This is a genomic window from Nocardia sp. alder85J (assembly GCF_020176955.2).
Lineage (GTDB): Bacteria > Actinomycetota > Actinomycetes > Mycobacteriales > Mycobacteriaceae > Nocardia.
Genome location: NZ_JAIUCZ020000014.1, coordinates 200,554 through 224,627 on the forward strand (window position 1 = coordinate 200,554; position 24,074 = coordinate 224,627).

The following is a 24,074-nucleotide window of genomic DNA, read 5'->3' on the forward strand; positions in this document are numbered from 1 at the left end:
AATATAGTCTGATGGTAGCTTTTATGGAGGTCGTGACCCGATCGGCCGATCATCAAGTGAGGAGCAACGATGAGCGCGTCGACCGCCCCGGGTGCCGCACGCCACAGGTTCGTTCCGCCGCCGCCACCCCGGACTCCGAAGGCGGCCGGAACCCGACGGCGTTTGCTGGATCTGGCCGCCCGGCAGTTCATCGAACGCGGCTACAGCGCGGTGTCGATGAACGACATCGCGACCGCGGCCGACCTCACCAAGGGAGCCCTCTACGGGCATTTCCGGTCCAAGGGACAGCTGCTCGTCGAGGTGATCCGCTGGAAGCACAGCGAGCGGGAACAGGAGCCGGACTTCGTTGCGACGCTGGCCGATCCGGAGCGCGGGCTGGAGCTGATGTACGACAGCGCGGGCCGCGACATCCGGCTGCTGGACGTCGACGCCGCCGCGGCCGCCCGGCACGATCCGGATATCGCCGCGGGCCTGGAGGACATCTACCGCGAGCGGCACGCCTGGATTCGCGATGCCATCACCGGCGTTTCCGATCCCGACACCGCTGTCTGGCTGCTGTTCGCGCTGTCGGCGGGTATCGGCATGCAGGAGGCGGTCGGTTCGCCGCTGCCCGACACCGATCGGCTGCGTGCGGCGCTGCGTACGACGGTGGATTCCCTCGGCCGGGGATGACGGGACCGCCCGGCGAGGCGAGGCGTCGCTGGCACCTCGGGGGTCGTGGCAGATACCGGCGCAGGAGGTGGTGGGCGCTCACGGGGTCGTGGGTGCGGTCGTGGTGCGCATGTCGTGCAGCCGGTGCATCAACCGGCCGTCGGCGAAGCGGTCGTGCAGCTCGCGATAGAGCCGGTAGAGGTCGTCGTAGGCGCGGGCGCGCGCGGGGTCGGGCCGGTATGCGTCCCGGTGACGGCGGCCCATGGCCGCGGCGGCGGTGGGAATGTCGGGGTGGTGCCCGGCCGCGACGGCGGCGTGGATGGCGGCGCCGAGCGCCGGTCCCTGTCCGGAGGCGATGACCGACAGGGGCCGGCCGAGGATGTCGGCGTAGGTCCGCATCAGGAAGGTGTTGCGGGTCAGTCCCCCGGCGACGATGAACTCCTCGACGGGAACGCCTGCGGCATCGAAGGTTTCGACGATCAGCCGGGCTCCGAAGGCGGTGGCCTCGATCAGCGCGCGGTAGATGTCCTCGGGCCGGGTGGCCAGCGTCTGGCCGATCAGCAGCCCGGACAGGTCGTGGTCAACGAGGATCGAGCGGTTGCCGTTGTTCCAGTCCAGCGCGATCAGCCCGTGCGCACCCACCGGTTGTGCGGCGGCGCGCTCGGTCAGGTACTCGTGGATGCCGAGCCCGCGCTCCGCCGCGGCGGCGTGATCGACGGCGGGCACGCAGTTCTCGGTGAACCAGGCGAAGATGTCACCGACACCCGACTGGCCCGCTTCGTATCCCCACAGGCCCGCGACGATGCCGTCGGCGACCACCCCGCACATGCCGAGGACGTCGGCGAGCCGATCCGAGGGCATGATGTGACAGGTGGAGGTGCCCATGATCGCGACCATCCGGCCCGGCGCCACGGCGTCGGCGGCGGCCGCGGTGACGTGGGCGTCGATATTGCCGACGGCGACCGCGGTACCCGCGCGCAGTCCGGTCCAGGCGGCGGCGCGCGCGGTCAGCGATCCGGCGCGGCTGCCGAGCGCGGACACCTGCGGGCCGAGTTTGCCGGTGAGACCGGCGAATCCGGGATGCAGGGCGGCGAGATAGTCCCGGGACGGGTAGTCGCCGTCCTGCCGGATCGCCTAGTATCCGGCGGTGGCGACGTTGCGGGTCTCGACGCCGGTCAACTGCCAGACGATCCAGTCGGCGGCCTCGATCCACCGGTCGGCGGCCGCGTAGAGCTCGGGATCCTCCTCGAGGATCTGCAGCGCCTTGGCGACCGCCCATTCCGCGGAGATCCGGCCGCCGTAGCGGGACAGCCACTTCTCGCCCCGCGCGGCGGCCAGTTCGGTGATCCGATCGGCTTGCCGTTGTGCCGCATGGTGTTTCCACAACTTCGGCCAGGCGCGCGGCCGGCCGGGCAGCAGATCCGCCAGCGGGGTGCCGTCGGCGGTGGCGGGCAGGATCGTGCAGGAGGTGAAATCGCGCCGATGCCGACGATCCGGGCGGCGGGCACGCCCGCGGCGGCCAGCGCCGCGGGCACCGCGGTACGGAGGACATCGATCCAGTCACCCGGCGCCTGCAGCGCCCAGCCGTCCCCGAGCGGTGTGCCGTCGGGCAGCGCCCGTTCGAGCACGCCGTGGCGGTATTCGTGTGTGGCGGAGGCGATTTCGGTGCCGTCGGCGACGCGGACCACCACCGCCCGGCCGGACAGGGTGCCGAAGTCGACGCCGATGGTGCAGTAGCCGGTTTCCACCGCGTCCTCCTCAGAAGCCTTGTGCCAGGCGGTAATACGCTTGGTTCCAGCGGATCTCCCGGATGAACCGGCGACCGGTGGTGTCGGCGTCGATGGCCAGCAGTTCGACTCCGGTCATCTCCGCGAAGTCGGTGAGCGTCTCGATCCCGACCGCGCGGGTGAGCACGGTGTGGTGCGGGCCGCCGGCGGCCAGCCACGCCTCCGCGGAGGTTCGCAGATCCGGTCGCGGCCGCCACACGGCGCGGGCCACCGGCAGCTGCGGCAGCGGAGCCGGCGGGTCCACGACGTCGATCTCGTTGGCGACCAAGCGGAATCGCTCACCGAGGTCGATCAGGCCGGCGACGAGGGCCGGACCGGGTTCGGCGTCGAACACCAGCCGGACGGGGTCCTCGCGGGCGCCGATCGACAGCGGGTGGATCTCGAGGGACGGCCGGTTCGCGGTGATCGACGGGCAGACCTCGAGCATGTGCGCACCGAGGATCAGCTCGTGGCCCGGCGCGAGATGGTAGGTGTAGTCCTCCATGAACGAGGTCCCGCCCGGCAGGCCCGCCCCCATCGTCTTCAGGGCGCGCAGCAGGGCGGCGGTCTTCCAGTCGCCCTCGCCACCGAATCCGTAGCCGTCGGCCATCAGGCGCTGCACCGCCAGCCCGGGTAGCTGGCGGAGTCCGCCGAGATCCTCGAAATTCGTGGTGAACGCCCCGAACCCACCCTCGGTGAGGAAGGTGCGCAGCCCGAGCTCGAGACGCGCGCCGTACCGCAGCGAGTCGTGCCGGTCCCCGCCGGTGCGCAGGTCCGCGGCGACGTCGTAGCGGTCCTGGTATTCGGTGACCAATGTGGTGATCTCGGCGTCGGCGATCTCGTCGACCACGGCGACCAGGTCGTTGACGCCGTAGGTGTTGACGCTGACACCGAATCGCCGCTGCGCCTCGACCTTGTCGCCCTCGGTGACCGCGACGTCGCGCATGTTGTCCCCGAACCGGGCCAGCCGCAGCGCGCGCAGATCGGCCCGCCCGGCCGCGGCCCGTGCCCACCCGACTACCCGGTCGGTGACGGCCGGATCGCTCACGTGGCCGGCGACGATCGTGCGGGAGACCCCCAGCCGGGTGGCGACGAACCCGAACTCCCGGTCGCCGTGGGCGGCCTGGTTGAGGTTCATGAAGTCCATATCGATGGTCGTCCAGGGCAATTCGACGTTGAACTGGGTGTGCAGGTGCAGCAGGGGCTTGTCCAGGGCGTCGAGACCGGTGATCCACATCTTCGCCGGGGAGAAGGTGTGCATCCAGGCGATCACCCCGAGACAGGTGTCATCGGCGTTGGCGTCCAAGCAGATTCGGCGGATCGCCGCAGCGCTGGTCAGCACCGGCAGCCAGCGCGCGGTCAGCGGCAGCACACCGGTCAGCCGATCGGCGATCTGCAGGGACTGCTCCCCCACCTGCTGCAGGACCTCGGGTCCGTACAGGCCCTGGCTGCCGGTCGCGAACCAGACCTCCCGCACCGGTTCCCGGTCGGTCGTCGGCATATCGTTCTCCTCGGTCACTGGCCGTAGGCGTTGTGGTAGCGGTCGTACAGATGCTCGACATCGGCGGCCGGCAACAGTACCGGCTCACCGAGCTGCCGGGACAGATGCACGGTACGGGCGACGTCCTCGCACATCACCGCCGCTTTCACTGCGTCGCGCGCGCCGGCCCCGATCGTGAACACGCCGTGATTGCGCAGCAGCACCGCGGGGCTGCGGTGGCCGCTAGCGTGCGGACCACAGCCCGGCCGATGTCGTCGCCGCCGATCAGGGCGAACGGTCCCACCGGGATCTCACCACCGAACTCGTCGGCCATCGCCGTCAGCACACAGGGGATCGGCTCGCCGCGCGCGGCCCATGCGGTGGCGTAGGTGGAATGAGTGTGCGCCACCGCGCCGACATCGGCGCGGTGGCGGTAGATGTAGGCGTGCGCGAACACGTCGCTGGACGGCTTCAGGGTGTCGCCGGCGACCGGATGCCCGTCCAGGTCACACAACACCATGGATTCCGAGGTCAAGCGGTCGTACGGCACGCCACTGGGCTTGATCAGGAACCGGTCACCGGCCACCCGCGCCGAGATGTTGCCGCTGGTCCAGGCAACCAGACCGGAATCGATCAGCACCGCGTGCAGGCGGGCCAACTCCGCCCGGACAGCATTCTCACTCATCCCGCTTCTTTCGATCATCGGCACTCCGCCTCGGCACCACACCGTGCACGGCAGGTCCCGGGAGGGCCGAACCTCGGATGTCACCGGCCACCCCAGAAATTACTACCGCCGGAATATAGTCCAGTGGTAGTTTTCGGGGAAGGCCGCCGCATCCGGCGAGCAGGAGGCTGCTCTCGGGTGAAGGCGCGCCTTCACGTCGCCGCCGGGATCGGCGCCGAGACGACCGGACGTGGACATCGAAGGTGATCGGAATGGTTGATCGACAATGAGCGAGACCCTATCCTACGAGGGATTTCACCCCGAGCTGCGCCGGAGGGCGCGGATGCTGCCGCGGCAGCTGGTCACACCCGCCAGACTGCCGCTGCTGCGCGGACTGCAGGCACTGAACGGGTGGCGGTCCCCCCGGGGTGTGGAGGTAGTCGATCTCGGCGGTGGCGTGCGCGTCCGGGTACACCGCCCCCCAGCCTCTGCGACTCCCTCACCCGCGCTGCTGTGGATTCACGGTGGCGGATACGTTATGGGCCGGGCGCAGCAGGACGACAGCCTGTGCCGGCGGTTCGCGTCCGAGCTCGGCATCGTCGTGGCGGCCGTCGACTACCGGCTCGCTCCCGAGCACCCGTTCCCCGCACCGCTGGACGACTGTGCACGGGGGCTGGCGTGGCTGGCCGATCACCGGGAGGTGGACCCGGCCAGGGTGGCGATCGGCGGCAGCAGCGCCGGCGGAGGGCTGGCCGCGGCACTGGCCCTGCTGGCCCGCGATCGCGGCCAGCTCGCCCTGGTCCTGCAAGTGCTCGCCTACTCGATGCTCGATGATCGGGCACAGGCCGATCCCGATGTCGCCGAGCACTATCGGATCTGGAATTCCAAGAGCAACCAGTGGGGATGGGCGTCCTATCTCGGCGCGGCAGATCCCGATCTGGCCGTTCCCGCCCGGCGAGCCGATCTGGCCGATGTCGCACCCGCCTGGATCGGCGTCGGGACCTACGACCTGTTCCACGACGAGAACCTCGCCTACGCCCAGCGGCTGCGCGCGGCGGGCGTGCCGTGTCACACCGAGGTCGTTCCCGGCGCCTTCCATGGCTTCGACCTCGCCGAGCCGACCGCCTCGGTGTCCACCAGCTTCTTCGCCAGCCAATGCGCCAGCCTGCGAACAGCGTTCGGCGCCGGCGCCGGTCCGGACGCTCGATAGCCCGGCCGCCGCGGTGCGCGCTGGCGCGCCCATCGCCGCCCGAGCACGGGGGCGGCCGGACCGGGACCGGCCGCTGACGACCGCGGCAACAGGGGGTGGGCACAACGTCCTTGCCGCCTAATCATCCATCGGTATATATTCCATTGGTGGAAATTCTGGCGGCATGATCCCGCCGGATCACATCCCGCCCGGTCCGCTTGTGCCGACCGGGTCGGCAGGTGGTTTTCCCAGGTCGGCATCGCCGCCGGCCGGAAGGAGTGCAGCATGAAACGTCACCTGCTTCTCGTAGTTGCCGCCGTCACCGTCGTCGTCGCCACGGCGGCCGGGTGCAGCCGCGGCGGCGAGAACGACGAAGGCCCGTCCACGGCATCTGCGGCGGCAGCGTCCGCCGGTGACTTCGGCGACCTGACCAACCTGTGTCACGGCGGGACCGCCACGACCGCACCCGCGCAAGGCGTCACCACCGCGGCCGTCAAACTCGGCGTGTTCACCGATGTCGGGTTCACCAAGAACTCCGAACTCGTCGACGCAGCGCACGTGTTCACCTCCTGGTGCAACGACCACGGCGGCGTCGGTGGCCGGAAGCTGGTGCCCGACATCCACGATGCGGCGCTGATGCAGGTCCAGCAGCGGATGGTGGACGCCTGCCGCGACGACTTCGCGCTGGTCGGTGGCAGTGCGGCGCTGGACGGCCTGGGAGTGAAGGCCCGGCTGTCGTGCCTGTTACCGGATTTCCCCGCCCAGGTCGATCAGGTCGCCAACACCGGATCGGATCTGCAGGTCGGTGGCGGGAGCATCCCCGGATACGACAGCACGACCGGATTCCACCAGTGGCTGCTCGGGCAATACCCGGGCTCCGCCGGGGCGGTCGGGCTGATCAGCGGCGACACTCCGATCACCAAGATCGCCATGGACCAGTACGAGGAATCGCTGCCCCAGCAGGGCGCGACGGTCGTCTACAGCGACCTGTACCCGGCCGCGGGTGTGACCGACTGGACACCGTATGCGCAGGCGCTCAAGAGCAAAGGCGTCAAAGGCCTGATCTTCCTCGGCGACTACGCCGGCCTCGCGAAACTCGAGGACGTCCTGACCGGCATGGACTACAAGCTCGACTGGATCGACACCAATTCCAACGCCTACACACCCGCCTTCCCGAAACTGGCCGCGACCTCGGTAGCCACCCAGCACAACTACCTCGACCTCGGCGGCACCGCACCCCTGGACGCCCAGGACCGGGTGCCGGCGGTAGCGCAGGTGAACCAGCTGTTCGCGAAATACGCGCCGGGCAAGGTCGTCACATTGCCCGCGCTGAGGGCCTTCGTGGCATGGACGCTGTTCGTGAAGTCCGCCGACAGCTGTGGTGACAAGCTCACCCGGCAGTGCGTCTACACCGCCGCGACCGGCGAACATGCATGGACCGGCGGAGGCATGCAGGCACCGGTAGAGCAGTCACCGACCGCCGATCGCGCACCCAAGTGCTTCAACGTCCAGCAGGCCACACCCTCAGGATGGAAGTCCGCCGACTTCGGCGCTGACACAGGAACTTTCCGGTGCGACATGATCGCCTACAAGCTGCACGGCGACTACGGCAAACCGGCCACCCTCGCCGACGTCGGAAAATCCATCAACGACCTGAAATAACACCACTCCCGCAACACCGGCCCGGCCGGAACCCGTTCGTTCACGTCGACTGGCCTCCGAACGATCCGAAATCCAGTCCGGGCCGGGGCAAGCAGATGGTGTGGACGTCCGAGACCAGCGAGAAGGGTGTCGTCCGGGCAAGTGCTGCAGGCCGACGGCAACTCCGTGCTCTACGACAAGGACAACAAGCCGCACTGGGCGTCCGGCACCACGAACTCGAAGGCCAAGACGCTGGTCCTGCACGACGACAGCGAACTCGAATTGCACAATGACAACGGGCAAGGTCTGGGCCACCGGTACCGGACTGCCCCGAAAGTCCCCTCTGTCGGCGTAACCCCTGGTCCGGGCTCCACCTGCCCTGTTCTGTTACACCCCGGGCGGCCGGTGAGACCCTGGGATCGCTACTGCCTGCAAGCGGATCGGGAACTGCGGGCAGCGCGGGAGATCGTTGCCCGCGGCGCCGGGTCCGGCAGCCGGCGCGATGGAACTCGATGAGTTCTGCGGAAGGTACCGGCACCGCACTCGCACCGGATTCCTGTCGCTGTGTGACGCGCGGCGGCCGGTAGAGGAAAGTCTGAAACCCGGAAAGGAGGGAGCGTGATCTGTTCCGCGGTGCCGGAGTTGCGCTTCGGCTATTTGAGCATGCATTGCGGAGTGCCGGTGACATCGTTGTCCGTTTCTCTTGCCAGCCTGGTTGGGTTGCTGCACGTCGCTGTCCGCCGGGTGGTCTCCCGATGGGAAGCAATCCGTGTCCGGGTGGTGTGATCACTGTCGCTGTTCGCGGGAGCGGGGTCGTCATCGGCCCCAAATCGGCTTCGAATGATTGCAATCCTGCTGATCGCCGCAATACGATCTGTTCACGCCTCGTAGTCGATGTGGGATCGGCCGATGCGCTGTTTGCCACTCCCGGATGCATTGGCGCGTCAGGAGGTTGGTGTCATCATGCCCCGGGGGAATAGTTTCTCCCGGCGGCGTCACCGTTTTTGCTTGCACTCGACGTACCCGGCTGTGTCCATCTGCTGGGCGCGGTGAGCGATATCGGAGTTGTTGAGTGGTGTTGCGGCAGGTGGGCCGCGTGATCGGGTTGATCGTTTTCGATCGGATGATGGGCGGCTTGCACGTGCGGGCCCAAAAAATCAGGCGGTGCCGCAACAGGCCCGAGCCCGGTCGACCGCGCCAAGACCGGCTCCAAGCATCACATCCTGACCTGCGCAAACGGATTCCCCTTCGCCGTCGCGTTGTCGGCGGCGAACGTCAACGATCACCTGATGCTGCCGAGCCTGCTGGATCGGGTGCGTCCACTGCGTGGCCGGCCCGGACCACCGCGCCGCCGGGTCAAGCTCCTGATCGGGGACAAGGGCTACGACTATCCCAGTGTGTACGCCGAACTCCGGCAACGAGGGATCACCGGCTACATCCCTCGCCGCGGAAGCCGTGACAAGGTCACCGTCGGCCGGTGGATCGTCGAGCAGGCATTCGCCCTGCTCCACCAGTACCGGCGGCTGGCCGTCCGCCGTCCGGGTGGGAACGCCGGGTCGATATCCATGAAGGCTTCCTCAACCCCGGCGCTGCCCTCATCTGCTGGCGACGACTCAGCAACCGAACCGATAGGAGCTCTTACCAGGGGATTTCTCGTCGACGTACAGGGAGTCCGTGGGTGAGGATCGGCCATGCCCCGCGCTCCGGCCCGCTGTTGCCAGGGGGGTCGCGGCGAGTCGAGCGGGTCTCGCAGGCCCTGTACTAGGACAGAGCATGCCTGCGGAGGACGCTATGCGGAGGATCACGGGATACCGTTGCCGGTTCTCCGTATGTGGCAGGCGATAGCGTGACCGGGCTTCCGAGGGCGGCCACGCTATCGCCTGTCTACCAGTGATTTACCTTGCCGTACTGTGTGGTCTTCGACGAAACGGATATTCCTCGTCTCAGACGAGCAGGCTGTCTTCGATTTGCCTGAGCCGGTGCCGTGCCAATGCGAGATTGGCGCGATTGCGGTCGAGCGCAAGATAGAGGAACAGCCCGCGAGATTGGGGACTGGCCATGGGCCGGAGCAGGTGATATTGACCGGTGAGGGAGATGAGAATATCCTCAATGCCCTGGTCGATACCCAACTGTTCGAGGGTGCGCTGCTTCGCGCGCACGACTTCGGTGTTCCCGGCTGCGGCGACGTCGAGATCGAGATTTCTCGACCCACCCGACATGCCGAGGGCCATGCCGCTGTTGTAGTCGACCACCGCGGCACCGAGCGCACCATCGATCATCATCATTTCCTTCAGCGCGGTATCCATATCGGGCATCGGTGTGACATTCCTTTCGGGTATTCCATTGTGTGAGCTGTCGTCCGGGGTTCGGGTGTGGGTAGTGCGAGCCCGCGCTGTGCGGGAAGGATTAAACCGCAGGCGTTTGAAGAGCATGGACCATCCTGCGCGCCGCAGCGCTGAGCCGGCCGAGACTCGTGGCCTGCGTACCACCGACAACGAGCAGCAGAGCGCTGGACAGAGGCAGCACCGCGACGCAGCTGCGGTCCGCTTCGAACAGGACCGACTGCAGTCGCCCTCCACGCGATGACAACGCAATGAAGTGGTCGCCGATGCCGGCAGCAGCGGCAGCGATGGCCGAACCACGCAATGCAGTCTGGTCCTCGTCACGCTGAGTAGGGGTACTAGCGGCGGCGACCACGAGCCCGTCGCGGCTGGCGACGAAGGCGTACTGCACATCATCGGCTGCAGCCGCGCAGCTGTCGGTCAGCACCTGGGCCACCGCGGGAGGATCGGTGAGTCGTATCTCTGTACGTTGACCGGCCCCGCTCACACCCGCACCGCCTGCTCGATTCGCCGCAGACGGTGGCGGGCCAGAGCGAGGTTTGCCCGCGCACGGTCGAGAACGAGATACAGAAACAGATTGTTTCTCTTGCTAATATTCGAGTGTTGCCGATTACGCAGACCCTCCAGCGGCATTATGACGTGATACTGCGCGCCGAGCGTGACAAGAATGTCTTCGATCGCGTCGTCCAGCTGTAGCGTCTCTATAGCCCGCAGCTTCGCTCGCACCACATCGGTGAGAACAGCGCCGGCGACGTCGAGATCGAGCAGAGAATTTCCACCTTGCTTACCGAGGATCATACCGCTGTCGTAGTCGACGAGCGCAATCCCCAGCGCCCCGTCGACCGACATACCATCGATCAGGGCGTCGTCGAGATCCACACAAACTCCATTGATTAAGCTCGAACTGTCCAGAATACCGAACCCGGACGATACCACCCAGTTGGTGACGATGGAACAAGTCGCAGGATATTTGCAGAACGTTTCTTGCCCGTTGCTCAGCCGTGATTCGAAGCGATGTCAATTCACATGCGAGGGCTTGCTCGACTACTCTCCCCGACCTATTGAGTCGATACAAAAATGGGGATGACAAGTGTCTACGCACGTGAGTTTTCTTCGCGGCGATGTGTGCGCAATACTATTCTTTACGGCGGATATCCAGTGACGATGAACGTTGAACACTCCCGAGCTGAGACTCGATCGGAACATGCGAAACGGACGGAAAGTGGGAGGAGCCCGCCTCGACGAGTGGCTCCGATCGCCCGATCGGGCTTACCAGTTGGCCGCAGACAGAACGGGAGCTTGTCGCCCCTGGCTGCGCGGCTTGCTCGCAGTCGCCGATCCACTGCTCAGCCAAGACTCGGCCGAGTTCGCCTACTCGGAGACCGGCGGATCCCCGCCGTACACCATGCGCCTCCTCCGTGCGCCTCTGGATTATTAGTTCGGAAATTATGCAATCAGTAGTCGGAGCATACCACCGTCAAGTTTGCTGGGGAAGCGTGTTGTGCTGGCGAACGGCGGGCATACGAGTGTGTTCGGCTGCGCAGTTCGAGCGGGTCCAGGTACCCGCCGCAGCGGAAATACTCCGTGCCATGACCACGGGGCCGGCGTTATCGCCCAGTCGGGGTGTAGCGTACCGCCTCGGGCCTGGCGGTGGGCGGTGTCGGCCCGAGGCCGCGCCTTGGCTGCCGGTGACACCGATGTCGCGCCGCACGCCGGAGCGGGCGCACACCCGCCCGGCTTTCCGGCACTGCGGACCCTATTGAAGCGGCTGAAAATCGCGATGCCGTCTCCCGCCGGATGAGGTGGCGTACGACATGTTCGCCGTGCGCTCGACCCATATCCGACCCTCCGACCACCGAGTGGGATCCCGACTCCGCCAACCGGATGCCCTGGTCCCGGACTTTCGTCGACTGTTCACCGATCGTCGTCGGCTCCGACCGCTGCGCGGTCGGCGACACCTGCAGCCGTCCATGACAACAGGCCGCGGGCTGTACCCGACTCGCCCGCGGCGCCGCTGCGGATCGGATCGTGTGTCACGGGGCGATGATTCCGGAGGTGCTGGGTTCGCGGCCGTGTCCTATGAACAGTGCGATCACGAGCGCGACTGCGATCATTCCGGTCATGAACTAGAAAGTCAGGGAATATCGGCAATCGCCGAACATGTGGGAGATGGGTTCGTCGACAGCGCGTCCCTTGACCTCGATGTGCGCGGTGAGGGCTTGGCGGACTGGAAAGCGGCCAGGATGGCGGTGCCGATGGCCGAGTCTCATGGTGACGCCGAGCATGCCTGAGCGGATGCCTTGCTGCTGTTCGGGAAGTGCGTCGACGATGAGGACCGAACCCGCGGTGCAGAAGAACGCGAAGCCGATCCCGCATACGCCGGCCAGTACAGCGAATGTCTGCCAGGAGTAGTGGGTCGTCGCGGCCGCGGAGCAAGCGGCGACGCTGCCGGTGATCACGCAGGCGATGACGGCGAGGATGCAGCCACCGATCCCGCACCACTTGGCGGTGCCCGGCGCGGATCGTCGCGCGCCGGGCACCTCTGTTGTCGGCGTGCTAGCAGGCGGAATTCAACTTGCCGATGGCACCGTAGACCGAGGACGCAGACTCCGGCCCGGTGGCGTTCTCGAGCGCACTGGCCAGATTCTCGATATCGGCCTGCGCCTCCGGCGAACTGACCTGACCCTCCTGACTACGCAGCTGAGCGACATACGCGGCCATCCCGGCGGCCGCCTGATCCGGCGACTGCGACTGCAACGGCGCGAGCGTACTCACCGTCGAACTGCCGATCTGCTTCAGCACGGCACAGTCGCCGGCCGGAATATCGCTGTGCACCAACGGCGCGGCCGCCGCGGTGGTCCACCCTGCGCCGACCGCGGTCGCGGCAGCGAACAGGACGGCGATGACAACGGGACGAATCTTCATTGACAGCTCCCACTGGTTGGGCTGGAAAAGGTGACGAAGAGCGGCTGTGCGCAACGCTCTGCCGCAACCCGAGGCACAGATACGGCGGCCCGGTCGCGGATGGCACACTCCCGACCCACCGAGGGGCCGCCAGGGGCGCTGACGCTACGCCACAAGAGTAAATGCTCACTCATGATAGCGAGCACTGCCCGATACCGAGGCCGAACAGCGGGATGCGTTTCAGGCCCTGTCGCGACACCCGATATCGGCACGTCGAGCGCTTTGAATCCGTCTCACTGCCACCGTGCCCGGTGTCGCCTGCCAGGGTGAAGGGTTCTGACGCAGATAACGTGATCTTGCCGGTCGGCGTGTCACCGCAGGATCCGGCTCGGCATGGGTGAAGGTAACAGGCGTGCGTTGATCTTGTTCGAATCTTGTTGCCGCACGTGAACGATCTTCTGGTTCAGGGTGTTCGAGCCGAGGCCGATACCGTAGTTGTAGATGCAGTCGTTGCCACCTCGACGGCCCACTGCGTCGGATGCGGAACCCTCTCCGGTCGTGTGCATTCCCGGTATCGCCGCCAGCTCGCCGACGCTGCTGTCGCCGGGCGGAAGTTGGTACTGCGGTTGGTGGTGCGCCGGTTCTTCTGCGTGAATACCGGCTGCCGGGCAAAGACTTTCGCCGAACAAGTTGACGGGCTCACGGTGAAACGGTCACGCCGTACCGATCAGCTGACCGCGATGCTCACCAGGATCGCGATAGCGCTGGCGGGACGAGCCGGTGCCCGGATGGCCGCCCAGCTGGGATTGCCGGCCAGCCGGGATACGCTGCTGCGGCTGATCCGTGCACTGCCCGATCCGCCGGTCGGTGCGATCACCGCGCTCGGAGTCGACGACTTCGCCGTCAAACGTTCCCGCAGGTACGCCACCATCTTGCTGGACATGGCCACCCACCGCCCCATCGACGTTCTAGACGGACGCGAGGCCGACCCGCTGGCGGCGTGGTTGTCGCAGCACCCGGAAATCGAGATCATCACCCGGGACCGGGCCAGCGCCTACAGCGAGGCCGCGCGCCGCGGCGCACCTCAGGCCACCCAATGCGCGGACAGGTGGCACCTGTGGCAGAACTTGTGCCAGGCCGTGGAGAAGACAGTGGTTGCCCATCGTCGATGTCTCACGCAATCATCAACGGCCAGAGCTGATCTCGGCGACACCGGCCGCCGCGCTCCCGAAGCGGTCGCAGACGAGACCGTCGATGACACGACACCACTGCCCGAAGGTTATCGCGGTGGTGGATACGCGGGATTGCGTGCACGCGCGGTCGAACGGTACGAGGCGGTGCAACGGCTACGCGCCGAGGGTAAGGGCTTGCGCACCATCGCCAGAGAACTCGATATCGATCGCAAGACCGCGCGCCGGTTCGCTCTCGCCGCCGATCCGGACGACGTCATCGCCGCCGCGACGTCTCGCGCCACGATGATCGACGAGTTCACGCCGCATCTGCTCACCCGCTGGAACGCCGGACACACCAATGTCGCCGCCCTGATCACCGAACTGCGCGAACTCGGCTACCGCGGCAGCCCCAACAACGTCTACCGTTTCCCGCGGCCCTACCAGGCCAGCAAGCCATCCGCGCGACCAGCAGTGATCACGCCACCGAAAGCGAATATCAGGGCGGTGACCAGCTGGATCACCCGCCACCCGGACAACCTGCCCGACGCCGAAACACGCCAGCTCACCACGATTCTGACGTGCTGTCCCGAACTTGCCGCCGCCCGCCGTCACGTCGGCGCGTTCGCGGTCCTCATGCGCGACCGCCGCGGGGATCGCCTCCCGGAATGGATCGACAACGTCCGGGCCGATAACCTGCCTGCATTGCACGCGTTCGCCACCGGCCTCGAGCATGACTTCGCCGCTGTCACAGCAGGACTCACCCTGAACTGGAGTAACGGGCCGACCGAAGGCACTGTGAACAAGGTCAAGGCCCTCGAGAGGCAATGCTTCGGCAGATCGAACCTGGACCTGCTCCGGAAGCGAATACTACTCAGCCACAACGAATCCGGCTCGAAAACAGAGATCCGGCGACCCGCGGACTGATCACGGTACCTGCGTCAGAACCCTTCCACCTGGCAGCCGACATGCCCGGACCCGAGCCCGACAGTCGTGCTGAGCGAGCAGTGTTGGGCGGCAGGCGGTTTCGTGTGCAGTGGTGCGTGATGAAGGTGTCGTGGGGTACGAACCGCGCGATCGCTTTCGCACAACTCCTGCCAGTGGATTCCATCCACCTCAGCGGATTCATACCTGTTCAACGTGATGCACAAGATGAGGAGCTTTACCGCCGTCCGCGCTGATGTGTGGATCCGGCTGGGCCGACGGGCGAGAACCAGATCAAGTGTCCGACCCGTCAACGATCGGTGTGGTGATGGTGGCGCGGGCATCAGCCGGCGCACCGTGCAGCAGATGCGTATCTCGTACCCGGCGGATAAATCTGGAGCAGGCGAGGCGCACATTCCAGGGGCCACGGTGACTTCTCCACCACGGCAACCCGATCACACGCCAGGCGGCGTCACCTGGTCCGGGCACGACCGGGCTGTGGCATTGCAGAACGGGATCGGTGTTCCCGCCACTGGCCGCCCGAACTGGCGGCGGACCGGGATTCATCGGCGGTGCCGTCTCGGGGAGGAGACGACACGACCGCATGCCGCTACGCCCGCAAGGGTGTCGATGCCGCCGTGTCGGCTGTCCAGGCCCCGTCACCTGTCACGCATCGGTTACCCCGCCGACTCTGCCGGATCGGTCGACCTGTGTTCGCTGATCCCAGCGACCGAGATCGCTTCGATGGCCCACCGCACCAGTGTCACGCTGTCTGGTAACAGTACCCACCAGGACCGTAGCCGGGGAATTCCGTTGTGGTCCAGGTGGTTTTGGAAGGCCGTTGGTGGCCGGGCTGGGGATGGCTCGTCTGGCAGCCCTCCGGCGCTGAGTCGTTCGACGTTCACGGCGATGGCGATGAATAGGTGCTGGACGTGGGCCTTGGCTTGGCCGCGGTAGCGGCATTGCCGCATGCCGTGCCCGTGCGCGAATTCGCAGACGGTGCCCTCGATCCCCGAACGCACTGCATACCTGTGCTGCCAGGAGAGGCTCTGCTGCTCGGTTCGGGCCTGAACTTGCAGGTCGAGGAGCTCTCGCGGAGAAAATCCCACGTTGCGGGCGCCCTCGCGGGAGGTGGTGCACTTGCTGCGGACCGGGCACGGCCGGCACTGGGCTTTGGTGAACCGTGCCACGATCAGCGGGGCCGCGGTCGGTGACGACGTCGGGTAGGGGCCGTGCCATCTGTTGCTGACCTGGCACTGCGGGCAGGTCACCTGCCGGCGGTCGAAGTCGAGGCGAAAGTCGTCGCGGCCGAAGCCTTCGTTCTCGCGGTGCTGGCGGGTGGGGTTGCCCGGCAGCGGCCCGCTGACGGTGACCTGGTGTTCGCGGGCTGCCTGCGCGACGTGGAGCAGGGAGGTACAGCCGCCGTCGACCAGGTGCTCGGCGGGAAGCAGCGTGCGACGCTGCAGGCGGGTGTGGATTCCGGTGAGGGCCTGGGCATCGTTGGTGGTGGCCGGGTGGTGATCACGTTGGTGCCCTCGGGTGCGCGGTCTCGGTCAAATGGACCAGGAAACCCTTCTGCCTGGTGACTTGTCCCCGGCGCGCGTAGCGGGCCTGGACGTCGTAGGGAGAAACGATCCGTCACCGCCGACGGCGGCAGACCGCCATCGGCGTCGGTGCGCCAGCGCAGGCGGCCCTTGTCGTCGCAGTAGCAGTTCTGCGCGACGATCTGCCGCAGAGCCTGTACCCGGGGGCCGGACAGGTAGTGCGGCTCGCGCTGCCGCAGATGCTCGAGCAGTCGCCAGGCGTCTTCCCCGGCGGTGAGGATCCTGGTCTCGGGGCGGGTCGGGTTCTTGCCCAGGCGCACCGGGCGGCCGTAACGGCGCCCCCGCTCCTGGTCGATCACCTCGGTCAGGACGTGCGGGGCACAGCGGGCAAGTTCTTCGAGTGCGGCGCGGACGGCCTCGGTGATCAGCTCAAGCCGGGTCAGGTCGTGTACCGCGGTCGGCACGTGGCATCCTGTTGCACAGGTTCTTTCGAATCCTCCGCATCGCCGGGCTGCTCATTCGCAGTCCGGGCACACCGGAAACATGCGGGTTATCCCGGGGGCATCCGCAGTGTCGCGGCCACTGCTAGCAGCTGTTCGGTCACCTGCTGCGGGTCGGCGGGGCCGTCGCTGTCGACCAGCCACTGACCGAACACCGCGAACACGCCACCGACGAGGAAGGTCGTGATCGCGTCGGGATTGTTCAGATCCACACCCCCCCACACACGCCCGTCGAGTGCGCGCGCCGCACGCACCAGCCCGATCACTGCCTGTTTCAGCGGATACGCGCACGGCCCACTGAAAAGAGCCCGATAGAACGCCCGGTATCGAGCCAGGTGCTGTGCGGCGAGCAGGGTCAGCTCCCGGCCCTCTGCATCGCCGCCGCGGGCCAGCTGCGGGAACAACTCGCGCTCGATCAGATCGATCGCGGCAGCAACGAACAACGATTCCCGGTCCTGGAAATGCAGATACAGCGCCTGCCGGCTCATGTCTGCCGCATCGGCGACATCGGTCACCGGCACCGCGGTCGTGCCCCGCTCCGATACCACGCGTACCGCGGCCGCGAACAACGCCGCCCGCGACCTGCGCACACGCCGATCCTGACCAACTGGTTTCGGTTCGGAGTCCAGGCGCACGACTCGATGCTAGGCATCAGACATATAAGTAACAACCGTCAAGACCAGACATGGACGCCGCGGCGATCTGCCCTGCCGCGCGGCGCCGCCACACCCCGACGAAAGCTCGATGACGCAGTTACCGCAGGCGCCCGATCGAGCCGGCGCCGTGCGGGGATGCGGATCCCCGCCGTGCAACGCCGGCGCGAGATCGAAAGCGGCGTCGACGATCGAATGCCGGTGGCGGGCTGGCCTCGATCGCAAATACCGGCCGGAGCCCCGGGCGCCTGACGATCTGCTGCGGGCCTCCACCCGTCACGTCACGGTGACGGCACCGTACAACACTGTCCGGTTTAGTCCTGATCGGCACTCGCCGTGCGGTGCTACATGCAGCTGACCGGGCCCCTGGGAGTTTCCATCGGTCTGTAGATGCCATGTGCCGCGGCCCGTTGGACGGACGGGTGCCGGACCATCCTCCGATGGTAGACACCAGTAGACTAATTGACAGATGTCAATCCGACTATTAGATTCTCGATTGCCGCGAGTGTCGGTACTCGCCGCTGGTAGCCGGTTCCGGCCGGTGAGGTGGTGGCGCGGCCACCCGCGTTGGGAAGGAATGTCCGCAGTGTTGCTGATGACAGGTCCTCCGTGGGCATTCCGGTGCGTTTGTCGTGACACAACGCATCGCGACCGGCCACATGGGTGCCCGTCGGCGAGGCCCGACACTCGCGGACTGTCGCGCTCCTATGCCCGCGATGGCGATCGGCGGTGCGCTGCGTCGCGGTTGACCCCATCACTGCGCGCGCGTCGATCCTGTCGCGCCGGTCCCGGGTGGAAGCGATGATCCAGACCGTTCCGCACGATTCTGCAGAGGAAATTTCATGCCCGATGTCGCTGTCTGCTCACAGAACTCCGGATCCTGGCGCACGCCCCGCACATCGCTCGCCGACTGGCGCCTGCGGCAAGCCGCCACGATCGCGGCAGCGGTGATCTCGCTGGCGACGGCGGCGATGGCGGGCCCCGCGGGCGCCGGAGAGCCTGCCCCGGCGGCGTCTGCGGGGTGCGCTGCCGCTGCCACCGGGCCCGGTCAGACCACCGAGCAGTTCACTGCGGCCGGGAAATCGGGAACCTATATCCAGGATGTGCCGGACCTCGACCGGCCGGCTCCTGTCGTGGTCGATCTGCACGGATACATGGAAACGGCCGAGATAGCGCACGACATCTCCGGCTTCGGCCGTTTCGGCGCCGACCACGGGTTCGTGACGATCACCCCACAACTCGATGAGCCCGGTCTGCCACGGTGGGATTTCGCGCAGCACAGCACCGATGTCAGTTATATCGCCGAGTTGCTGACACATGTGCAGTCGACGCTGTGCACCGATCTGCGCCGGGTATACGTCGTCGGAATGTCGATGGGGGCGTTCACCACCTCGTCGCTGGCCTGCCAGCTCGCCGACCGGATAGCCGCCGTCGGTATGGTGGCGGGCCTACAGGATTTCGACTGGTGCCATCCCAGCCGCCCGGTCCCCGTGGTCGCGTTCCACGGCACAGCCGACCCGATCGTCGCCTACACCGGCGGCTGGGCCGCCAACGGCACACTTCTCCCACCGCCGACCGGTTCGGCCGACGGTGTCCCGCTCGACGGCCCAGGTCCTCAGAGTGTCCCGGCCAACGCCGGCGCCTGGGCCCGCCGCGACGGATGCGACCCCCAGCCGGACATCCGGCAGATCGCGGCCGACGTCACCGTGACCGACTACCGCTGCCCCTCCGCCGGCACAGTGGCGCTGTACTCGGTCACCGGCGGCGGGCACAGCTGGCCGGGCACCACCTCCATGTGGTATCCGGAGCAATACACCGGCGCGACCACACACTCCATCGATGCCACCGCGATCGCCTGGGACTTCTTCCGGGCTCACTCACTGCCGTGATCCGGGCCTTCCCCGCCGACCCATTCGGACCCCGGCGGAGAATCTGCTCGACTGGCCACGCTGCCCGAGCGCGGCCCTGCGTGCGCGTGACGTTGCCCCCGGCGTACCCGTGAGACAGCGTCGCGTACGTGCCGACCGACGTACACAGGTGTATCGCCTGTGGTGGGAATACGTCGCATCCGCCGACGAGGGTGCACCGGCGGACCGGTGTGTCGACCAGGCGTACCGCACCGCGTAACAATGGTCCGCCGGAGGTCTGCCGTACCGGAAAGCACAGCTGGCGATGCAGGACGCCCTGCCTGTATCGCTTGTCCGACCGCGCGGTCGAATACCAGATCACCCGAACAGGCCCGGCCCGTGACCGGCTGGCCGCGATTCTCGATCCGCTCGACGACCATCCCGGCCTGCTCACCGTGGCGGCCTGCCATCCGCACCGACGGTGTCCAGGTGCGTACCGCACTACTGCTCGGGATACACCCGATGACGCTGGTGAGCCGTTACGACGGATACGAGCGCTGATCGGGCTCGAATCAACGAACCTTCCGGCCGCTGCGCGCCGCACTCGTCGCCCGTACGACACGGCTCGCGACAACCAGCGGGCGCGCAGCGGTCGACGAGCGCAGTAGCGGTCACCCGGCCCGCCGGTATCACGCTCACTCGAGCTGGAACGCCTGTGCGACTGTCGCGCCGAAATATGGCCCAGACAACCGGGTTCAGTACCGGGGCGTGGTCACTCACGATCCGGCAGCGGAATTCGCGCGCCGGTATCGGCGGCGGGTGGGCCCCGATGTTGCCTACCAGGGCAACGCATCCGGCCGACTCAGGCGACACCACTGTCTGCCTACCGCCGGTGGAGCCGCCGTGAAGCGGGTCCGGCGGCGGTACCGGTACGAACGACGGCTCCCGGCGGCCTCGGGTCCGCCGGGAGCCGCGCGCCGCGCGATACCCGCACAGGCGTGCCGTCCGAGTTCCGGTGGCGAGGACGTCGCGTTCGGCGCCGAAGCGGTCGCGATCATGCGAATTCCACCGTGGTAGTGAAGATGTCCGCGAACCGGGGCTCGGTCTGCGCCTGCCGTCGGATCACGTCGAGCTCTCGCAGGCCAGCGGCGGTGATCACGTAGTAGCGGCGGGGCGGTCGCTTGCTCCGAATGTCCCCGGCGTCTTCCCACCCGTCGTCGAGCCACCCACGGGCCCGCATGCGGGCGAGGATCGGATGCAGTACACCCGACACCACCCCCGACTTCTTGGACAGCTGGTAGCCCCAGTGTTTCCCGGTAGGGTCGTCCAGTAGTGCCACGGCCACCTGGACCATGGCGTACGTCTTCTTCATCGCGTCCTATCGCTGACTTGGTCGTCGGTCGGGCTCGGACCGTCCCACGAGTGTTCGTTCCGATTGCCGAGACCGCCTTCGGTGACCGCAACGGCATCGGGCAGTGCACTTCGCGCGGGTGTTTCGGAAATGCGCCCCGCCGAGCACACCGCAGCTACCGTGGCAGATCGCATACCCGGTCGGCGCCGCGCGGCTTTCCGGAGGTCTCACGGCACTCGAATTCTGGTCCGTGCCCGAACCACGATCACGGCGGCATTCGTCGTCCAGGGGGTGACGAGGATGCCGTTCGGCCTTCTCTATGCGCCGAACGCAACCCAACAGCACGTTCTTTTGTCGAAGGAGTGCGTAAATCGGTGACATGGTTTTCCTCCGGTCCCGGCAGTGACCCACACCGCCCACCTCGCGGTGCGATCGGTCCTCCTTTCTCTCCACGACTCGTCTGCACCTCGATCGACGGAGAAGAGGTAACAGTCCGCCGGGCTTCGGACATGTCGACGTAATTTCATCACCAATGCGAGTTCCGGTGGAGCCCATTGTCCGATTTCTGCGAGTGGTATTCATCTCCCGATGTACATCAACCTATCGGCGACGTGATGGCAATCCTTTTAAAGGGTGACGGTCCTCTTATTTAATCGGCGAAGTCGCGGACAGGCGGTCCGGGCATCCGGGGCTTATGCAGGCGCGCTCTCGCGGTCCGGGCGGTACGCTCCCGATGTCGGCCCACCTCGGCGGTATGCGCGATCGAACGCGCCCTACCAGAGCGGCTTCTCACCTCAGCGTGCCACTGCGACCGCCGATTCCACCCCGGCACCGTCACGTTCGCCGCACGGAACCACCGGCGATACCCGGATTCGCCGATTTCGGGGCGACCGCGGCGGGCGGGAGACAATGCGGAGCCGGCCGATCCTCCTCGAATACCGATCCACAGGCCGGATGAAGGGCCCCTATGGCGGGGTGTAACCACTCGAGGCATGTTTGGGACAGATGACAATCCCACTCGCCCGAAAGTCGATGGCGGTCACGCGGGCCGGCAAGAGTACTTCTCACCGGAAAATCGACACGGAGTGTCGGCGGCCTGCCGAAACGGCATCAGTCGGCAGGAAACGGACAGCGAGTTACCGGCGGGACACTGTGCGTGTTGGAATGGAAAGTGCGAACTCCGGCCGCCGTGTGACAGATACAACTCTCCCGAACCGGGTTCCGGAGGTCCGCAGGCGAACCGATCGATGGCGCCGTCCGTGGGCACCTTCCGGATGTCATCGGTGGGTGTCGCTGCGCATTCGATCAGACCGAAAGGGCGATTTCGTCATGAGCACATCCGATTCGATGACTGCCGAGCTCCACGAACTGGGATGGGTACTCGCCGGGCTCCTCACGCCCGATACCCGATTTGCGGTTCTGCTCTCCGGCGACGGGCTTCGTATCGCACATGCCGGAAAGATCAGCGTCGTCAACGCGGAACGTTTCGCTGCCGCCGCGTCCGGGCTGCGGGCGCTGGGCCGGGCGCTGGGCGAATGCTCCGGTCCTGCCACCGGCACCGCGCGACAGAACATGATCGAGTACGACGGCGGAATGGTCTTCGTCACCACGGTCGGCAACGGCGCGGTGCTGGGAGTGTCCACCATCCGGGACGCGGAGGTGCACATCGTCGCACACCGGATGAACCGAGCGGCGGCACAACTGGGCCACCAACTCGCCGGCCTGCCCCGTCCGGGCTGGGCGGCGCGCATACCGTAACCGGCACGTTCCTGACCGGGTCGGTGAGGTTGCCGGCTACCTGCGATCGCACGGTCAGTTCATTGGGCGGGGAAGCCCGAGGATCCGGGTGCCGGTGCGCAATCCCGAATAGGCGCTGTTCCGGCGGAGGAATCGTCTACCGAGGTCGGCGAGGTATGCAGATTATGGTCAAAAAGGTCGCGTCGCTGTTGCCTGGGCAGACCCGTCTTGCGTGCCGTGGCGCCGACCGCGCCTACGGGTGGCTGGGCGTACGGCACCGGCACTGTGCTGCTGCCGATTCGATCGGAGGCGACCTCTGAAGGCCGAATTGGGTCAGGGCTTGCGTGCGACGCCGACGAAGCAGCCGCGGCGGGCATAGCTTTCGAGGACCGGTCCGGTCGGGCGCCAATCACAGGCCTGCACGATTCCCGGCTCCACCAATTCCCAGCCGTCGAAAAAGGCGGTGAAATCATGTCTGCTGCGCAACGTCGCGTGATCGGAGACCATCCAGTTGTATTCGTGGGTGTACTCGACGCCGCGGCGGGCCGTGCTCTCGTCGACGTCGCTGAGAGACACGTGGCTCATAGCCACGTAGCTGCCTGCCGGCATCCGGTCTCGCAGCACTGCCATGATCCTGTGGGGCTGTTCGGTATCGGCGATGAAATGCCAGACCCAGACGATCAGCAGGCCTACCGGCTGGCCCGCGTCGATCAACCGGACGGTATCGGGGTGGTCCAGGATCGCGGCGGGATCGCGGAGATCGGCTTCGATGACAGCGGTGGTGTCCAGCACGCCTTGCCCGGTGAGCAGTTCATGATACCGAGTTACCGGATCGAGGTCGCGATCGACATACACCACACGCGTATCGGGGATGATCGTACGGGCGACCTCGTGCACGGTGCCGACTGTCGGGAGTCCTGCTCCGACGTCGAGGAACTGACGGATTCCCCGCTCGGCCATGAACGTGACGGCGCGGCGTAGGAAACTCCTGTTGTAGTGTGCGAGTTTGTCGCCATCAGGCGCGATCCGGGCCAGCGCTTCACCGTAGACCCTGTCGATGCCGTAGAGCCCTTCACCGGTCAGTAGAAAATGGTAAATGCGCGCTGCCGACGGTGTATACGGGTCGACGTCGCGTGCATAGAATGCACCGTCATCCACGATTCGCCCCTCCTTCCTTCCACACGGGCATCTGACTCCGATCCCACTGAATCATTTTCGCGCGGACCGCGTTACGCACATGGCATTCCTCGTTACCGGACCGAGGGTGGCTGAACACCATGGGCCGTCGGGACCGGTGACCCGACCATCGTGTGGGACGGCAGTGCGGGTCGGCCCGTACTCGTGCAGCGGACCGTGCACGCCCTGGTCACGCGGTTCGTGCAGTTTCGGCCGAGTGCACGTGTTGCTGTCTCTTCTGGAGTCGAACGTGAAGACGACCGAGCAGGATACAAGCCGCGTGTGGTTCAGACATATGTGTAACGGATTGGTCGTATGCGTGCGGCGATACCGTTGCTGCCGAATGCATTTCCCGTGCTCCCCCAGGTGAGTGCGGCACCGGTTGCGGTGCCGGCGGCGGCAGCGAGAAAGCCTCGGCGAGTGAATGCGGACACGAATAACCTCCAGATGACGGGCGAAGCACGCGGGGACAGGTAATACGGCACGCACCGACCCCGGTGACAGGGCCTCACACTGCTGTCACCGGGGACCGGTGT

General features: G+C 66.7%; 19 protein-coding genes and 3 pseudogenes. 9 read left to right on the plus strand and 13 right to left on the minus strand.

Features of this window, described 5'->3' with window-relative positions; all coding sequences use genetic code 11:
- Positions 1 to 69 precede the first annotated feature (69 nt).
- The gene (locus LBW94_RS39095) at positions 70 to 672 is read left to right on the plus strand and encodes a TetR/AcrR family transcriptional regulator (protein WP_225061075.1); all 603 of its coding nucleotides are present in this window, start codon (positions 70 to 72) and stop codon (positions 670 to 672) included.
- Positions 673 to 750: 78 nt separating this feature from the next.
- Here LBW94_RS39095 and araB read toward each other — a convergent pair.
- The 3 genes and pseudogenes from araB to LBW94_RS39110 form a co-directional block, all read right to left on the minus strand.
- Positions 751 to 2,399: pseudogene (araB, locus tag LBW94_RS39100) on the minus strand (ribulokinase).
- 10 nt (positions 2,400 to 2,409) lie between these two features.
- Positions 2,410 to 3,918 (minus strand): L-arabinose isomerase, encoded by a 1,509-nt coding sequence (gene araA / locus LBW94_RS39105; protein ID WP_225061076.1) that lies wholly within the window; start codon positions 3,916 to 3,918, stop codon positions 2,410 to 2,412.
- Between the two features lie 14 nt (positions 3,919 to 3,932).
- Positions 3,933 to 4,600, minus strand: a pseudogene (locus LBW94_RS39110) (L-ribulose-5-phosphate 4-epimerase).
- Between the two features lie 247 nt (positions 4,601 to 4,847).
- Between LBW94_RS39110 and LBW94_RS39115 the strand changes: the two are divergent.
- The 4 genes and pseudogenes from LBW94_RS39115 to LBW94_RS39130 all read left to right on the plus strand — a co-directional run.
- Positions 4,848 to 5,771 carry an alpha/beta hydrolase gene (locus LBW94_RS39115; RefSeq protein ID WP_225061077.1) on the plus strand — a complete coding sequence of 308 codons (924 nt, stop codon included), beginning with the start codon at positions 4,848 to 4,850 and terminating at the stop codon, positions 5,769 to 5,771.
- Positions 5,772 to 6,035: 264 nt separating this feature from the next.
- Positions 6,036 to 7,412 carry an ABC transporter substrate-binding protein gene (locus tag LBW94_RS39120; RefSeq protein WP_225061078.1) on the plus strand — a complete coding sequence of 459 codons (1,377 nt, stop codon included), beginning with the start codon at positions 6,036 to 6,038 and terminating at the stop codon, positions 7,410 to 7,412.
- Between the two features lie 141 nt (positions 7,413 to 7,553).
- The gene (locus LBW94_RS39125) at positions 7,554 to 7,907 is read left to right on the plus strand and encodes a hypothetical protein (protein WP_225061079.1); all 354 of its coding nucleotides are present in this window, start codon (positions 7,554 to 7,556) and stop codon (positions 7,905 to 7,907) included.
- Positions 7,908 to 8,590: 683 nt separating this feature from the next.
- Positions 8,591 to 9,073 (plus strand): annotated as a pseudogene (locus LBW94_RS39130) (transposase); the annotation flags it as partial.
- 261 nt (positions 9,074 to 9,334) lie between these two features.
- Here LBW94_RS39130 and LBW94_RS39135 read toward each other — a convergent pair.
- The 5 genes from LBW94_RS39135 to LBW94_RS39155 all read right to left on the minus strand — a co-directional run bounded on the left by LBW94_RS39135 (position 9,335) and on the right by LBW94_RS39155 (position 12,658).
- Positions 9,335 to 9,706 carry a hypothetical protein gene (locus tag LBW94_RS39135; protein WP_225061080.1) on the minus strand — a complete coding sequence of 124 codons (372 nt, stop codon included), beginning with the start codon at positions 9,704 to 9,706 and terminating at the stop codon, positions 9,335 to 9,337.
- A 91-nt stretch (positions 9,707 to 9,797) separates the two neighbouring features.
- Positions 9,798 to 10,169: a roadblock/LC7 domain-containing protein gene (locus tag LBW94_RS39140; RefSeq protein WP_225061081.1), complete on the minus strand. Its 372-nt coding sequence runs from the start codon at positions 10,167 to 10,169 to the stop codon at positions 9,798 to 9,800.
- Positions 10,170 to 10,216: 47 nt separating this feature from the next.
- Positions 10,217 to 10,612, minus strand: a complete 396-nt coding sequence (locus LBW94_RS39145; protein WP_416277044.1) for a hypothetical protein — start codon at positions 10,610 to 10,612, stop codon at positions 10,217 to 10,219.
- 1,247 nt (positions 10,613 to 11,859) lie between these two features.
- Positions 11,860 to 12,273: a hypothetical protein gene (locus tag LBW94_RS39150; RefSeq protein ID WP_225061082.1), complete on the minus strand. Its 414-nt coding sequence runs from the start codon at positions 12,271 to 12,273 to the stop codon at positions 11,860 to 11,862.
- 16 nt (positions 12,274 to 12,289) lie between these two features.
- Positions 12,290 to 12,658 (minus strand): hypothetical protein, encoded by a 369-nt coding sequence (locus LBW94_RS39155; RefSeq protein ID WP_225061083.1) that lies wholly within the window; start codon positions 12,656 to 12,658, stop codon positions 12,290 to 12,292.
- Positions 12,659 to 13,071: 413 nt separating this feature from the next.
- Here LBW94_RS39155 and LBW94_RS39160 point away from each other — a divergent pair, with 413 nt between their 5' ends.
- Positions 13,072 to 14,733 (plus strand): ISL3 family transposase, encoded by a 1,662-nt coding sequence (locus LBW94_RS39160; protein WP_266273179.1) that lies wholly within the window; start codon positions 13,072 to 13,074, stop codon positions 14,731 to 14,733.
- Between the two features lie 674 nt (positions 14,734 to 15,407).
- Here LBW94_RS39160 and LBW94_RS44610 read toward each other — a convergent pair.
- From LBW94_RS44610 to LBW94_RS39170, 3 genes are all read right to left on the minus strand, one after another.
- Complete coding sequence (locus LBW94_RS44610) at positions 15,408 to 16,001, minus strand: transposase (protein WP_225061085.1); 594 nt, start codon at positions 15,999 to 16,001, stop codon at positions 15,408 to 15,410.
- Complete coding sequence (locus LBW94_RS44615) at positions 15,998 to 16,738, minus strand: hypothetical protein (RefSeq protein ID WP_225061086.1); 741 nt, start codon at positions 16,736 to 16,738, stop codon at positions 15,998 to 16,000. The genes LBW94_RS44610 and LBW94_RS44615 overlap by 4 nt, the downstream gene beginning before the upstream one ends.
- Before the next feature lie 86 nt (positions 16,739 to 16,824).
- The gene (locus LBW94_RS39170) at positions 16,825 to 17,364 is read right to left on the minus strand and encodes a TetR/AcrR family transcriptional regulator (RefSeq protein ID WP_225061087.1); all 540 of its coding nucleotides are present in this window, start codon (positions 17,362 to 17,364) and stop codon (positions 16,825 to 16,827) included.
- Between the two features lie 905 nt (positions 17,365 to 18,269).
- Between LBW94_RS39170 and LBW94_RS39175 the strand changes: the two genes are divergently transcribed.
- Positions 18,270 to 19,316, plus strand: a complete 1,047-nt coding sequence (locus LBW94_RS39175) for an alpha/beta hydrolase family esterase (protein ID WP_225061088.1) — start codon at positions 18,270 to 18,272, stop codon at positions 19,314 to 19,316.
- A 357-nt stretch (positions 19,317 to 19,673) separates the two neighbouring features.
- The gene (locus LBW94_RS39180; protein ID WP_225061089.1) at positions 19,674 to 19,835 is read left to right on the plus strand and encodes a hypothetical protein; all 162 of its coding nucleotides are present in this window, start codon (positions 19,674 to 19,676) and stop codon (positions 19,833 to 19,835) included.
- Positions 19,836 to 20,328: 493 nt separating this feature from the next.
- Here LBW94_RS39180 and LBW94_RS39185 read toward each other — a convergent pair whose 3' ends face one another.
- Positions 20,329 to 20,646, minus strand: coding sequence for a PadR family transcriptional regulator (locus LBW94_RS39185; RefSeq protein ID WP_225061090.1), 318 nt, complete (start codon positions 20,644 to 20,646; stop codon positions 20,329 to 20,331).
- Positions 20,647 to 21,972: 1,326 nt separating this feature from the next.
- Between LBW94_RS39185 and LBW94_RS39190 the strand changes: the two genes are divergently transcribed.
- A complete protein-coding gene (locus tag LBW94_RS39190) occupies positions 21,973 to 22,383 on the plus strand; it encodes a roadblock/LC7 domain-containing protein (protein WP_225061091.1) in 411 nt (136 codons plus the stop codon).
- A gap of 312 nt (positions 22,384 to 22,695) precedes the next feature.
- Here LBW94_RS39190 and LBW94_RS39195 read toward each other — a convergent pair whose 3' ends face one another.
- Complete coding sequence (locus LBW94_RS39195; RefSeq protein ID WP_225061092.1) at positions 22,696 to 23,520, minus strand: SAM-dependent methyltransferase; 825 nt, start codon at positions 23,518 to 23,520, stop codon at positions 22,696 to 22,698.
- Between the last annotated feature and the right edge of the window lie 554 nt (positions 23,521 to 24,074).

Bases quoted from the DNA above. Each gene is read 5' to 3' on its own strand.
- LBW94_RS39115 (WP_225061077.1), top strand. From the start codon at position 4,848: ATGAGCGAGACCCTATCCTACGAGGGATTTCACCCCGAGCTGCGCCGG.
- LBW94_RS39190 (WP_225061091.1), top strand. From the start codon at position 21,973: ATGACTGCCGAGCTCCACGAACTGGGATGGGTACTCGCCGGGCTCCTC.
- LBW94_RS39120 (WP_225061078.1), top strand. From the start codon at position 6,036: ATGAAACGTCACCTGCTTCTCGTAGTTGCCGCCGTCACCGTCGTCGTC.
- LBW94_RS39175 (WP_225061088.1), top strand. From the start codon at position 18,270: ATGCCCGATGTCGCTGTCTGCTCACAGAACTCCGGATCCTGGCGCACG.
- LBW94_RS39095 (WP_225061075.1), top strand. From the start codon at position 70: ATGAGCGCGTCGACCGCCCCGGGTGCCGCACGCCACAGGTTCGTTCCG.
- LBW94_RS39135 (WP_225061080.1), bottom strand. From the start codon at position 9,706: ATGCCCGATATGGATACCGCGCTGAAGGAAATGATGATGATCGATGGT.
- LBW94_RS39155 (WP_225061083.1), bottom strand. From the start codon at position 12,658: ATGAAGATTCGTCCCGTTGTCATCGCCGTCCTGTTCGCTGCCGCGACC.
- LBW94_RS39185 (WP_225061090.1), bottom strand. From the start codon at position 20,646: ATGAAGAAGACGTACGCCATGGTCCAGGTGGCCGTGGCACTACTGGAC.
- araA (WP_225061076.1), bottom strand. From the start codon at position 3,918: ATGCCGACGACCGACCGGGAACCGGTGCGGGAGGTCTGGTTCGCGACC.